13 protein-coding genes are annotated in these 13,709 nt (G+C 51.9%); all 13 read left to right on the forward strand.

Annotated features, from left to right (window positions below; all coding sequences use genetic code 11):
- Positions 1-265: 265 nt before the first annotated feature.
- On the forward strand, positions 266-1,333 hold the full coding sequence (gene ahbD / locus FTO70_RS02455; protein ID WP_255334114.1) for a heme b synthase: 1,068 nt from the start codon (positions 266-268) through the stop codon (positions 1,331-1,333).
- Positions 1,326-1,874, forward strand: a complete 549-nt coding sequence (gene ahbA, locus FTO70_RS02460) for a siroheme decarboxylase subunit alpha (protein ID WP_255334317.1) — start codon at positions 1,326-1,328, stop codon at positions 1,872-1,874. Before ahbD ends, ahbA begins: the two co-directional genes overlap by 8 nt.
- 24 nt (positions 1,875-1,898) lie before the next feature.
- Positions 1,899-2,357 (forward strand): siroheme decarboxylase subunit beta, encoded by a 459-nt coding sequence (gene ahbB, locus FTO70_RS02465; protein WP_255334115.1) that lies wholly within the window; start codon positions 1,899-1,901, stop codon positions 2,355-2,357.
- A gap of 121 nt (positions 2,358-2,478) precedes the next feature.
- Positions 2,479-3,189: a bifunctional precorrin-2 dehydrogenase/sirohydrochlorin ferrochelatase gene (locus tag FTO70_RS02470; RefSeq protein WP_255334116.1), complete on the forward strand. Its 711-nt coding sequence runs from the start codon at positions 2,479-2,481 to the stop codon at positions 3,187-3,189.
- Between the two features lie 358 nt (positions 3,190-3,547).
- The gene (gene hemA / locus FTO70_RS02475; RefSeq protein ID WP_255334117.1) at positions 3,548-4,834 is read left to right on the forward strand and encodes a glutamyl-tRNA reductase; all 1,287 of its coding nucleotides are present in this window, start codon (positions 3,548-3,550) and stop codon (positions 4,832-4,834) included.
- A 31-nt stretch (positions 4,835-4,865) separates the two neighbouring features.
- On the forward strand, positions 4,866-5,840 hold the full coding sequence (hemB, locus tag FTO70_RS02480; RefSeq protein WP_255334118.1) for a porphobilinogen synthase: 975 nt from the start codon (positions 4,866-4,868) through the stop codon (positions 5,838-5,840).
- A 275-nt stretch (positions 5,841-6,115) separates the two neighbouring features.
- A complete protein-coding gene (gene hemL, locus FTO70_RS02485) occupies positions 6,116-7,378 on the forward strand; it encodes a glutamate-1-semialdehyde 2,1-aminomutase (RefSeq protein WP_255334119.1) in 1,263 nt (420 codons plus the stop codon).
- Between the two features lie 88 nt (positions 7,379-7,466).
- The gene (hemC, locus tag FTO70_RS02490; protein ID WP_255334120.1) at positions 7,467-8,417 is read left to right on the forward strand and encodes a hydroxymethylbilane synthase; all 951 of its coding nucleotides are present in this window, start codon (positions 7,467-7,469) and stop codon (positions 8,415-8,417) included.
- A 35-nt stretch (positions 8,418-8,452) separates the two neighbouring features.
- Positions 8,453-9,358, forward strand: a complete 906-nt coding sequence (locus FTO70_RS02495; protein WP_255334121.1) for a dihydroorotate dehydrogenase — start codon at positions 8,453-8,455, stop codon at positions 9,356-9,358.
- 17 nt (positions 9,359-9,375) lie between these two features.
- A complete protein-coding gene (locus tag FTO70_RS02500; protein ID WP_255334318.1) occupies positions 9,376-10,158 on the forward strand; it encodes a dihydroorotate dehydrogenase electron transfer subunit in 783 nt (260 codons plus the stop codon).
- Positions 10,159-10,240: 82 nt separating this feature from the next.
- Complete coding sequence (locus tag FTO70_RS02505) at positions 10,241-10,975, forward strand: fumarylacetoacetate hydrolase family protein (protein WP_255334122.1); 735 nt, start codon at positions 10,241-10,243, stop codon at positions 10,973-10,975.
- On the forward strand, positions 10,975-11,280 hold the full coding sequence (locus tag FTO70_RS02510; protein ID WP_255334123.1) for a hypothetical protein: 306 nt from the start codon (positions 10,975-10,977) through the stop codon (positions 11,278-11,280). Before FTO70_RS02505 ends, FTO70_RS02510 begins: the two co-directional genes overlap by 1 nt.
- A gap of 415 nt (positions 11,281-11,695) precedes the next feature.
- Positions 11,696-13,411, forward strand: a complete 1,716-nt coding sequence (locus FTO70_RS02515) for a glutamate--tRNA ligase (RefSeq protein WP_255334124.1) — start codon at positions 11,696-11,698, stop codon at positions 13,409-13,411.
- The last annotated feature ends 298 nt before the right edge of the window (positions 13,412-13,709 follow it).

The following is a 13,709-nucleotide window of genomic DNA, read 5'->3' on the forward strand; positions in this document are numbered from 1 at the left end:
TTCAGCTTTCATTTTCATCCGCCTTTTCTTCAATATTTTTTCCGGGAATTTGAAATGAAAGAATATTAATAGGATTTCTTACTCTGTATATTTTACGAGCAGTAAAATATTTCTAATGATTTTTTACGGGTGTCCGCCCGAAATGGCAGAATATTAATATGACTTTATTAATATGACCTCTCAGGTATACTTCAAACTCTGAATTTAGTACGAGTGATTACGATCTACAGTTACAGTTTTCGAAAATTACGATTACCACTACCTTATGATTACCATGACAAAAGCACCAAGGCTTATTGCATGGGAACTGACTGCAGGCTGCAACCTGAACTGCGTGCACTGCAGGGGAGCTTCCACCTCCTCGGTTCCCAGGGGCGAACTAACAACCGAAGAAGCGAAACATTTCATCGATGAGGTTGCAGAACTTGGAAAGCCCATTCTTATCCTGAGTGGAGGCGAGCCTCTCACCAGGCCGGATGTCTTTGAAATTGCCCGTTACGGTACGGATTCAGGCTTCAGGGTGGTGCTTGCCACAAACGGCACTCTCCTTACCCCGGAAGTTGTGGAGAAACTCAGGGAGGCCGGGGTCCAGAGGCTCAGCATCAGCCTTGACGGGGCTACGGAAAAGACCCATGACGAGTTCAGGGGCATGCCCGGGGCTTTTGAAAGGACGCTTGCAGGCATAGAAATCCTGAGAAAAGCGGATTTTCCCTTCCAGATCAACACGACCATCTCAAAGCGCAACCTTGAGGAAATCCCCCGGACCTTTGAGCTGGCAAAGGAACTGGGGGCTGTGGCATATCACGTCTTTTTCCTGGTGCCAACCGGCCGGGGAACCGAGTCGGATGAGGTTTCCCCCGCGGATTACGAGCGGGTCCTGCACTGGTTCTATGATATGCAGAAAGAATCGGAAATCCAGCTGAAAGCCACCTGCGCCCCCCACTATTTCAGGATCATGCGCCAGAGGGCAAAGAAAGAGGGAATCGAGATATCGGTTAAGACCCACGGGTACGAGGCTATGACAAAGGGCTGCCTGGGTGGCACTGGCTTTTGTTTCGTGTCTAGCGTGGGAGAGGTCTATCCCTGCGGTTACCTGCCTGTGCTTGCCGGAAACATCAGGGAACAGCCTTTCCGGGAGGTCTGGGAAGATTCCGAGGTCTTCAGGAAACTCAGGGACCCTGAAGAGCTTAAGGGAAAGTGCGGGATATGTGAATACAAAAAGGTCTGTGCGGGCTGCAGGGCAAGGGCGTATGCAGCTACTGGCGACTATCTTGAAGAAGAGCCTTACTGCATCTACAGGCCGAAGAAAAATGTAAGTGATCAGGATGATTGAACTTGATAAAGGCAAAGGTCCGCTCTTGAATGCGGAATCGGGTTTTACTTCTCATATGCAGCCCTCTGACGGGGAAGACCCTGTCCCCGAACTTGACGAAACCGACAAGAAACTCCTTAACCTGATCCAGCAGGAAGTGCCACTTGAAGTCGAGCCTTTCGAAAAACTCGGGGAAATGCTTGGCCTTTCCGAAACCGAGGTTCTCGAGAGGCTGCAGGAACTCAACAGGAAAGGGGCAATGAGGCGGATAGGGCCCGTCCTCAGTACCAAAAATATGGGAGGAGTGGGCACTCTCGTGGCCCTTAAAGTCCCCGTGGCCCGGATTGAGGAAGTTGCAAATCTCATTAATGAGTACCCCGAGGTCTCCCATAACTACCTCAGGAGCGCTGCAAAGTACAACCTCTGGTTTACGCTTTCGGCACAGAGCAGGGAAAGGCTCGAAGAGATTATTGCGGAAATCCGGGACAAAACCGGCTGTCCTCTGCTCGACCTGCCCACGAAACGCCTTTTTAAGATCAGGGTAAAGTTCGATATCAGATGAAAATTCGATATCAGGTGAAAAAAAATGGATGAAACGGATGTAGAACTGTTAAAGCTCGTCCAGGACGGAATCCCTCTTACCCATTCCCCTTTCAGGGGCTTTGCAGCCAGGCTCGGGATCAGTGAACAGGAAGTTGTGGACAGGCTCAAAAAGCTCCAGAAGGCCGGGAAGATCCGGCGTTTCGCAGCTTCCATCGGGCACAGGGCAATAGGGATCACTGCCAATGCCATGTGCGTCTGGAACGTTCCCGACGAGCGGATCGAAGAGGTCGGGCAGATTATGGCGGAATTTCCTGAAGTTACCCACTGCTACGAACGCCCCCGCTACCCTGACTGGCCTTACAATTTGTTCACCATGGTCCATTCCTACACTCCCGAGGACTGTGAAAAGGTGGCTGCCCGGATTTCCGAGGCTGCCCGGATAAATGATTACACGCTGTTTTTCAGTGAGAGGGAATTTAAGAAAACCGGGGTCAGGCTTTAAAAGGCCTGGCTTTCAGGGTTATTCTGGCTTAATGGTGCTTTACTGATACTTTAGCAATGCTTTACCGATGCTTACTGTTTATTCCGTAAATTATATCCGTACAGTTCGAGGTGCTTCTAAGATGGTCGGGACAAACACTTTTCTTCCCCTTATGCTTGACCTCTCGGGCCGGAAGGTCGTTATCTTCGGAGGCGGTCTTGTTGGCGAGCGAAAAGCCGAGCTTTTTTCCAGCTGCGCAGACACCATGGTCGTGAGCCTGGACTTTTCCGAAAAATTACAGGAATTTGAGGCCTCCGGGAAACTCCGGCTGGTCCGGCTGGACCTTTCGGAAGCAGAGGATTCCGTACTCAGGGGACTTATTTCGGGGGCCTTTCTGGTAATCCCTGCAACCAGCAGCTCCTCGCTTAACCGGAAAATCACCGCTATCGCCGGGGAAAGCGATATTTTGATTAATCAGGTGGACACTTTAGGTAGTGTTGTCGTCCCGTCAGTCATAAAAAGAGGGGACCTTGTAATCGGGATATCCACCCTGGGGAGGAGCCCGGCAGTCTCGAAATATACCCGAAGGCGGATAGAAAAAACCGTTACTCAGGATTATTCCGATATGATTTGCCTCCAGGACGAACTCAGGAACTACCTCAAGCAGCATGTAGGGGACCAGAGAAAGAGGAAAGCAATCCTCTGGGAAGTCCTTGAAAATGAAACTGTCTGGAGCGGGTTTTCGGAGTCGTATGATAAAGCGGCTGAATATGCGTATGCAGTGGTTTCGGATTATCTCAAAAGTCATCCCGATGAAGCCCATCCCGGCAAAGATGTTCAGGATATGGAATAATCCTTAAGTGCAAACCCAAATCTGGATAATTTCGGACTCTATACTGACTGATCTATCTCGAACTTTATACTGACTGATCTATCTTGAACTCAATACTGACCAATCTATCTCAAACTCTACTGACCGATCTATCTCAAACTCTACTGACCAATCTCAATAAGTTCTAATAGCAAATCCAGGCCTGAAAAGCGTTCTTTTGCATGGGGTCCTTTGCATGGAGTCTTTTGCATGGAGTCTTTTGCGATGCAGGTTCATTCCCTGGCATGAAAAACAGGCTGGTGATTTCTGGACAAAGTTTAATTTGCCTGGACAAAATTTAATTTGCAAATCCCTATATTCATCTATTCGGAGGCTCTCTGTGACAGAAATCTCAAGTATGGTTATATCCCATAAAAAAGCAAAGGTTGAGGAAATGGAGTCCGCATGGCACGGGGACCTTGACGGTTTGCTCCATAACCTGTACAACCACGAATATGTGTATGAGTGCGTCGTCTTAAAAACCTGCAACAGGGTTGAAATCTATGCGGTTTCTCCCAAAGGCAGCAGTGTGCTTTTCTCTTTTGCAAAGGAAATGGGGGCTTCCACCCATATCGTTGAATTCTACGGGCATGACGAGTCTCTCGAACACCTGCTCAGGCTCTCCGGGGGCCTCGAGTCCATGATTGTGGGCGAGGACCAGATCCTGGGCCAGATTAAGGAACTCTATGCCCATGCCAAGAAGCTGGGCACAACCGGAAAGGTCCTAGATACGGCTTTTGACAAGGCTATCCAAGTTGGAAAAAGGATCAGGAACGAGACCAGGATCAACAAAGGTTCGGTTTCCATTGGCTCTGCAGCCGTGGACCTCGCAGAGGACATCTTCGGGGGGCTCGGAGGGAAAATCGTGCTTGTGATAGGGGCAGGGGAAATAGGGGTCCTGGTCGCAAAAGCCCTGGCCGAAAAGGACATTGAAGGCATTTACATCGCGAACCGCACTTTCAAGAAAGCTGAAGAAATCGCCTACGAACTGGGCGGGCACGCAGTCAAGCTCGATGATGTAAGAACTTACCTCAAGGATGCTGATGTGGTAATCAGCGGCACGGGAGCTCCCCACTACATCCTTACCCGGGAAATGGTCGAAGAGGCCATCCAGGGCAGGGGCCGCAAACTCCTGCTTATAGATATCGCAAATCCCAGGGACATCGAGGAGTCCGTAGTGGAACTTGAGGATGTCGAGCTCTGCAATATCGATAACCTAAGGGTCATCAGCGAAAAGACCCTGAAGATGAGAAAAGAAGAAGCCAAAAAGGCCGAAGCCATTATCCAGGAAGAAATCAGGCTCCTGAACCTCCAGTACAAGCGCCAGAAAGCCGACCGCCTGATCTCCGAGCTTTACCGGCAGGTTTATGATGTTCGGGTAAGGGAGAGGGAAAAAGCTGTCAACAGGCTCTGTGCCTATCACACCATAGGGGATATCGAAACCCAGGTCCTTGACGACCTTACCCATTCCATAGTCAATAAAATCCTGGCTGAACCCACCAAGGTTCTCAGGCAGGCTGCAGAACTCGGAAACGAAGAGTTCCTTGATATTGTTTCCAGGGTATTCTGCCTGGAGAAAGACAAACCAAGGTTTGAGGCCACAAAACCCGGCTGCAGGAAAGATTAAAAAAGCAGTTCCAAATTACAGGAGTGATCACATGTTTCCAGATATCAGGTTGAGACGGTTGAGAAAAGGAAAGATCAGGGACCTTGTGAGAGAGACCACCCTCTCCGTGGACGACCTGGTCCAGCCAATCTTTGTGAATGAGAACATTGACTCCCCGGTTGAAATTTCGTCCATGCCGGGGGTTTACAGCTTTCCCCTCTCAGGGGTTGCAAAAGAGGCAAAAGAGATTGCAGCACTCGGAATCCCTGCCGTAATCCTCTTCGGGGTGCCGGCCCACAAGGACGCCGAGGGGAGTTCCTCCTGCGGTGAAAACGACGTGGTCCAGGAAGCCGTCCGGAGGATCAAGGCCGAACTGGGAGACGAACTCGTTGTGATTACGGACATCTGCATGTGCGAGTATACGGACCACGGGCACTGCGGGATCGTAGACTTCGAAAAAGAAGAGGTCTTAAACGACCCGACTCTCGAAGTCCTGGGGAAAATCGCGGTCAGCCATGCAAATGCAGGGGCTGACATGGTGGCTCCGTCCGGGATGATGGACGGGATGGTAGGAGCAATCAGGCAGGCCCTGGACTTCAACGGGTTTGAGAATGTCCCGATTATGTCCTATGCCGCAAAGTTCCACTCCTCCTTCTACGGGCCTTTCAGGGAAGCTGCCGAATCCGGATACTCCTTCGGGGACCGCTCCAGCTACCAGATGGACCCTGCAAACAGCAACGAGGCAATCCGGGAAACGTCTCTCGATATTGCCGAAGGCGCAGACATTGTCATGGTAAAGCCGGCTCTCCCCTACCTGGACATCATCTACAGGGTAAAGACCGAGTTCGGGATGCCCACAGCTGCATACAACGTGAGCGGGGAGTACGCCATGCTCAAGGCAGCGGGAGCAAAAGGCTGGCTTGATGAGAAAAAGACCATGTACGAATCCCTCCTCTCCATCAAGAGGGCGGGTGCGGACATCATCATAACCTACTTTGCAAAAGACGTTGCCCGCATGTTGAAGTAAGCGCTCTGTATGGCGCTTTTAAGGCGTGATGTTTCGGGGTTTATCCGTTTTTCCGGATCTATCCCGTTTTTACCTTTCCTTTCTTAATTCTGTTTTACACCCGCTGTTATTTATGCCGGGTTCCGGCAATAACTGCTTAATAGGGGAAAGCGCTGTTATACTGATAAGAATACAGGAATTTACATAAATTTACGCAAAAATCCTCAAATGATTATAAGTCGATTACAGGTTGATTACAAATCGATTCTTTTTCAGTCCTATCCGGTGAGATTTCCATGACACTTGAAAAATCCAGACAAATGTATGAGAAGGCAAAGACCCTGATCCCGGGCGGGGTCAGCAGTCCCGTACGCGCAATCAAGCCCTATCCTTTCTACACGTCCTCGGCTGACGGCTCGAAGATAAAGGACCTTGACGGGAACGAGTACATAGACTACTGCTTGGCCTACGGTCCCGAGATCCTTGGGCACAACCATCCCGTAATAAAGGATGCTATCAGGGCCCAGCTCGACAAAGGCTGGCTCTACGGCACTCCTACTGAACTTGAGGTTACCCTTGCAGAAAAGGTTGCCAGCTACTACCCGAGCATTGACATGCTCCGTTTTGTCTCCACGGGCACGGAAGCCACCATGAGTGCACTTCGCCTGGCCCGCGGCTTTACAGGGAAGAAAAAATTCGTCAAGATCGAAGGTGGTTTCCACGGAGCCCACGACGCGGTGCTTGTTAAAGCCGGTTCAGGGGCCACCACCCTGGGAGAGCCGGATTCTCTGGGCATCCCTGCCGACTTCACTAAATACACGCTGCAGGCCCCCTACAACGACATCGAGGCCATGGCCGAACTTGTGGAATCTAACAGGGACGACCTTGCTGCAGTAATCATCGAGCCCGTTCTGGGGAATGTTGGCCCCGTGCTCCCGAAGCCCGGCTACCTGGAGGAGCTCAGGAAACTTACCCGGGAAAACGATGTGCTCCTTATTTTTGATGAAGTCATAACCGGCTTCAGGCTTGCCATGGGCGGGGCCCAGGAATACTTCGGGGTCGTGCCCGACATGACAACTCTAGGAAAGATCGTGGGTGGAGGGCTGCCCATAGGGGTCTTTGGAGGGCGCAAGGAAATCATGGAAATGATCGCACCTTCCGGGCCTGTCTACCAGGCCGGGACTTTCAGCGGAAGCCCCTGTTCCGTGGCTGCGGGCATTGCCATGCTTGACTACCTGAAGCAGGAAAACGTCCATGAAAAACTGAACACAACCGGGGACTATCTCAGAAATGCGCTTTCCGAGATCGTTTCGGACGAAGGCCTTGATTACACGGTCTGCGGAATTGCTTCCATGTTCAAGATTTTCTTCGGGGCTGAACCTTACAATTACCAGGACGTCCTGAAATGCGACAAGGAAGGCTACCTGGCTTTCTTCCACAGAATGCTCGCAAGCGGGATTTTCCTGCCCCCCTCCCAGTTTGAGACCAACTTTGTCTCGGCAGCCCACAGTGAAGAAGACATTGAAAGGACCCTTGAGGCCTATAAGGAAAACCTTTGAGTTTTAAACTTCTTAGTTTTTAACCTCTGAGTTTGCTAATCGCTATACCTGACTCTGAACCACCTGTGAAAACGTTTGAGGATCCATCATGATAATAGGCACCCGGGGCAGCCAGCTTGCGCTTGCCCAGACGGAAAATGTTGCCAGACTCCTGAAAGAGCGCGGGGTCGAGACCAGCCAGAAGATCATAAAAACCAGCGGAGACCGGTTTACGGACCGCCCCCTGCACGCCGTTTCCGGGGTCGGGGCTTTTGTCCGCGAGCTTGACGACGTGATGCTTGCAGAGGAAATCGATATCGCAGTCCACTCCATGAAGGACATGCCCACGGTCCGCCCCTCCGAGCTTCCCACGGTCGCCGTGCTGGAGAGGGATACTCCCTTTGACATCCTGCTCACATATGACGGGACAACTCTGGACGAGCTGCCCGAACAATCAATTATCGGCACCAGTTCCCTCCGGAGGGCTGCCCAGATCCGGCGCTACAGGCCTGACCTGGTTGTACAGGAGCTCAGGGGCAATATCGACACAAGGCTCAGGAAGCTTAAGGAAGGGCAGTACGACGGCATCCTGCTCGCAAAGGCAGGGCTCGAACGCATGGGCTGGGAGCTTGAAGGAGAAATCCTTTCCCCTGACTTTTTCTGCCCTTCTCCTAACCAGGGCACGGTTGCAGTGGTCACCCGGGCAGGTACGGATGCGGAAGCCGCGGTTTCCGGGCTCGACCATACACAGTCGAGGATCGTAACCGAAATCGAGAGGATCCTGATTTCCGAGCTCGGGGGAGGCTGTACAACTCCTATTGGCTCTTATGCCGAATTTTCTCAGGACGGAAACGAACTCCATGTGCGGGCCGAGGTCCTTTCCCTGGACGGGAGGGAAGCTATCAGGGTCGATGAGTTCATCCCGATGCTGGGTTGTATTGAAAAGGCTGCGGAACTCGGGCACAGGCTCGTGGAAATGGGCGGCAGGGAACTTGCCGATGAGGCTCTCCGGCAGCTTTCCGGAGAATCGTGCGCTTCAGGGGATTCATACGACTATTGATACAGCCTGCCTGAAGGCAGGAAACGGGGTTATGCATGTATACTCTCACAGGACTTGAACTGAAAAATCCAACTCTCCTTGCAGCTGGCGTGCTTGGTACCACAGGGGCTTCCCTGTGCCGGGTTGCGCGGGAAGGCGGGGCTGGCGCCGTCGTGACCAAGTCAATCGGCCCTGTTCCCAAGACCGGGCACCCTAACCCTAGCATGGTCCGGCTTGACTGCGGTTTTTTAAACGCTATGGGGCTTCCTAATCCGTCATATCCCGCTTTTCTCCAGGAACTGGAGCTTGCCAAAAAAGATGCCGGGGTCCCGGTAATTGCAAGCATTTTCGGAGGGAACCCGGGGGAGTTTGCGGAAGTTGCCGAAGGGCTCCTCCCGGAAAAGCCCGATGCCTTCGAACTCAACGTTAGCTGCCCTCATGCGGAAGGGTACGGGGCTGCCGTGGGTTCAAACCCCTGCCTGGTAGAAGCGGTCACTGCAGCCGTAAAAGATGTGGTAGATGTCCCTGTCTGGGTCAAGCTGACCCCAAATGTCTCTGACATTACGGCCATAGGAAATGCTGCAGAAGCCGGGGGTGCGGATGCGGTTGTGGCGATAAACACCGTAAAGGGAATGGCAATTGACATCGAGTCAGGATACCCTGTCCTCGGGAACCGGTCAGGCGGGCTTTCCGGAAAGGCGGTCAAGCCCGTTGCCGTCAAATGCGTATACGACCTCTACACTGCCCTCGAGATCCCCGTAATCGGGGTAGGAGGCGTGTCCTCCTGGGAAGATGCGGTGGAGATGATGATGGCAGGAGCCGCGGCTGTCCAGGTGGGATCTGCCGTGTACGACCGGATGGATGTGTTTTCCGAAATAGGTGCAGGGATTGAGGCTTTCCTGCAGAGGAAAGGCTATTCGGATGTAAAGAAAATTATAGGGCTTGCCCACGAGATGGTCTGATGCTTCCTCTTAATGTTATGACGCTTCCTCTTAATGTTAGCATAGAACGCATAGTCGAAGAGTCCCCTCTGGTCAGGACTTTTTTCTTCAGCCACAGCTTTGAGAACATGGAACCCGGCCAGTTCGTAATGGTCTGGATACGGGGTGTTGACGAAGTCCCCATGGGCCTTTCCAGGAAAAATTCGATCACGGTCCAGAAGGTAGGGGAGGCAACCTCAAAACTCTTTGAGCTGAAGGAAGGGGATTCTTTCGGGCTTCGGGGTCCTTTCGGAAAGGGCTTTTCTTTGCCTGCGGCAGGGGAAAAGGTCCTGGTCATTGCCGGTGGGGTCGGAGCAGCCCCCCTTTCTCCCTACGCGGAGGCAGCCGGGGATGCCGGGGCAGACGTGCAAACAGTTCTCGGGGCCCGGAGCGCCGGAGATTTGCTTTTTGAAGATCGCTTTTCAGCCGTCGGAGCGCTTGATGTGAGCACCGATGACGGGTCGAAGGGGACAAAAGGATTCGTAACCGATGTCCTGAGAAAGCTTGATGTTTCGGCTTTTGACAGGATTGCTGTCTGCGGCCCGGAGATTATGATGGTTTCCGTCTTCAGGCTCCTGCAGGAAAAAGATGTGCTTGAAAAGGCTGAGTTCAGCCTTCACCGCTATTTCAAATGCGGTATCGGTGTCTGCGGGGCCTGCTGCATTGACCCCTCGGGGCTCAGGGTCTGCAAGGACGGCCCCGTGTTTTCCGGAGTGCAGCTCCTGGGTTCGGAGTTAGGGAAATACGCACGGGACGCCAGCGGGCGAAGAGTTAAAATTTAAGTTCCCATATATGTTTTAAAAAAATGAAACAGAATGCAGGGAATAAGAGCCCGGAAAAAGAAAAAATAGGAAGGTATGGGATATGATAGGCAGGTTCAGGTCAGGAGATGAGGTTTTCTATGGAGAAATCGACGATAATCGCGTGTATCCAAAAAACGGGGTTCCGGGAGGCACTTTTGAGCTCTCGGAACTTCGGGTCCTTCCTCCTGCCTGCCCTTCCAAGATCGTCTGCGTCGGCCTGAACTATCGGGACCATGCAGAAGAGCTCTCCATGGAAGTCCCAAAAAACCCTATTCTTTTTTTAAAACCTCCTTCCGCGGTTATCGGGCAGGGGGACAAGATCATCTATCCGGCCTGCAGTTCAAGGGTTGACTATGAGGCCGAACTTGCAGTCGTGATAGGGAAACGCTGCAAAAACATCGCGGCCTCCAGGGCCATGGACGTTATTGCGGGTTATACCTGCTTTAATGACGTGACTGCCCGTGACCTCCAGCAAAAGGACGGCCAGTGGACCCGGGCAAAAAGTTTCGATACTTTTGCAGCCTTCGGGCCTTATCTTGCCTCTACTGAAGAGCTGGATGTTTCGGATGCGAAAGTCTCCTGCAGGGTGAATGGGGAGATCCGGCAGGCGTCCAGTACTTCAAACCTTATTTTTGATATTCCTCATCTTATCGAATTCATTACCGAGATCATGACCCTTGAAGTGGGAGACGTGATCGCCACCGGGACGCCTCCCGGGGTTGGAGAACTTCACCGGGGCGATTCGGTGGAAGTGGAGATACAGGGGATCGGAACACTGAGAAACGAGGTTGTCTGATGCTGCTTGAACAGATTGGAATGGAACTTGACCTTGCAGAGCGCCACCTGATAGTGCTCAAAAAGGTGATCGAAGAAGGCCCGATCGGAATTTTGAAACTCGCCGAAGTTACAGGGATGCAGAACCACAAGGTGCGCTATTCCCTCCGGGTCCTTGAACAGGCAAACCTTATAAAGCCCTCTGCACAGGGTGCAGTGCCCGGAGATGCGGTCCCGAAGTTCCTGCGCGAGTTCGAGGAAGAACTTGAAAGAATCAATGAAAAAATCTCCCGGATCCGGGAAATCGAAGCTTCCATCCCTAAATAAAGATCCCGCGGATTGAGAGCCCCTTCGTGAGGGGTCTTCCTGCTTTTCGGTTTTCGCTCTTTCCGCTTTACTCCGCTAGTTTTTCTTTTTTCAGCTTACTCTGATAGTTTTTCTTCTTTCAGCTTTACTAGGTTTGCTTTTTTGACTCAATTTACTCTGTCAACTTTCGCTCTGCCAGCTTTTTTTCTTTCAGCTTTCACTCTGCCAGTTTCTCTTCTTTCAGCTTTGCGCTGCCATCTTTCATCCTTCCGGTTTTTTCAGGTGAGTTTTCCGGGTTTCGGTGACTTTTTATAATTCCTATTTCCATGTTTTACCGAACTTACCGGTTTGTCCAAGTCCGGCAGTTGTTCCCTCTCACTTGACTTCTCAGCTTTATCGAATCCAAATTCATTTTTTGTGATCTGGAGAATCTTCTATGACCTTAAGTCCTGAAGACCTTAAAACAATTGAAAAATACGCCCTTCAAAATGCTGTAAAATACGGGAAAGCCCCCCAGCCCAAAGCTGTGATGGGCAAGGTAATGGGGGAGTGCCCCCACCTGAGGCCCGACCCCAATGCCGTATCCTCGGCCCTTGAAGCTATCGTTTCCGAAATCGAAAAAGGGGACCCTGAAGCCTGGGAGTCCCGGCTTTCGGAAATAGCTCCCGAGCTTATAGAAGCCCTGAGCGTGAAGAAGGAGCCCGATAAAGGCTTGAAACCCCTGGAAGGGGCAGAACCCGGAAAAGTTGTCATGCGTTTTGCCCCGAACCCCAACGGGCCCGGGACCCTGGGGAGTGCCCGCGGGATGGTCGTCAATTCCGAGTACGTGAAGATCTATAATGGCAAATTCATCCTGCGCTTTGACGACACCGACCCCGACATAAAGCGCCCCATGCTGGAAGCCTATGATTGGTACGTGGACGACTTCAAATGGCTCGGGGTTGTGCCTGACCAGGTTGTCTATGCTTCCGACCGCTTCCCGGTCTATTACGATTACGCGAAAAAGCTCATCGAGATGGGTAAAGCCTACGTCTGCTTCTGCAAGGGAGAAGATTTCAAGAGGTTCAAGGATGCCAAACAGCCCTGCCCGCACAGGGACACAAGCCCGGAAGAAAACCTCATGCACTGGGAAAAGATGCTTGCCGGGGAATATGAGGACCAGCAAGCCGTGCTCAGGATCAAGACCGATATCGAGCACAAGGACCCGGCACTGAGGGACTGGGGCGCTTTCAGGATAAGGAAGATGTCCCACCCCCGCCCGGAAATCGGGGACCGGTACATTGTCTGGCCCCTCCTGGACTTTGCAGGAGCCATTGAAGACCACGAACTCGGCATGACCCATATCATCCGGGGCAAGGACCTGATGGACAGCGAAAAGCGCCAGGGTTACATCTACAAATACTTCGGCTGGACCTACCCCAAAACCACTCACTGGGGCAGGGTCAAGATCCATGAGTTCGGGAAGTTCAGCACCAGCACCCTCAGAAAAGATATCGAGTCCGGGATATACTCAGGCTGGGACGATCCCCGCCTGCCCACCATCCGTGCAATCCGCCGCCGCGGGATCCGGGCCGAAGCCCTCAAAAAGTTCATGATTGAAATGGGGGTCGGGACCACTGACGTAAGCATCAGTATGGAGTCTTTATATGCCGAAAACCGCAAAATAGTGGACCCGGTTGCAAACCGCTACTTCTTTGTCTGGGACCCGGTGGAACTGGAAATCGAAGGTGCAGAGCCAACCGTTGCAAAGCTCCCCCTCCACCCCACGGACCACGCCCGTGGAGTTCGGGAAATTGCAGTCGGAAATAAAGTCCTTGTCTGTAAGGAAGACGTTGAAAAACTGGAAGTTGGCTCCGTCCTCCGCTTAAAAGACCTCTGCAACGTCGAGATAACGTCCCTTTCCCCGCTGCAGGCAAAGCATTCCGAAACCTCCCTTGAAGCCCTCAAGAAAGCAAAGGGCAAGATCATCCACTGGGCACCCGTAGACGGCATCCCCGTAAAAGTGCGCGGCCCCGAAGGTGACATCGAAGGAATCGGAGAACGCGGGATTGCAGCCGAGCTTGATAAAATAGTCCAGTTTGAGCGTTTCGGCTTCTGCAAGATCGACGCCGTGAGCGGGGAAGAAGTCGTGGCTTACTTCGCCCACAAATAATTACGTTGTCTGCAAAACAAGAATGTTAAAAATTGGTGTCGGGATTTTGAATAGGTTTGTTCAAACCCCAGACACCTTTGATTTCCAAAACCTCCAGCTCTCTAGATGTTGTTTTTATATTTTTCAGCCGTATTGATTATTTCTCATTCCTGAATTCTTCTGGCTGACCTTTCTGCTGACTCTTCTTGCTTATTTTTCTTGTTTATTCTTCTTGCTTACTCTCCTTCCTCCATCCAGGGTGCATTTCCGTTCTTAGGTGGGATCGGTCCTGTAGGCCCGTCCGGTCCAGTATTCCCTG

The organism is Methanosarcina sp. KYL-1 (assembly GCF_024372725.1).
In the GTDB taxonomy this organism is placed as follows: Archaea; Halobacteriota; Methanosarcinia; order Methanosarcinales; family Methanosarcinaceae; genus Methanosarcina.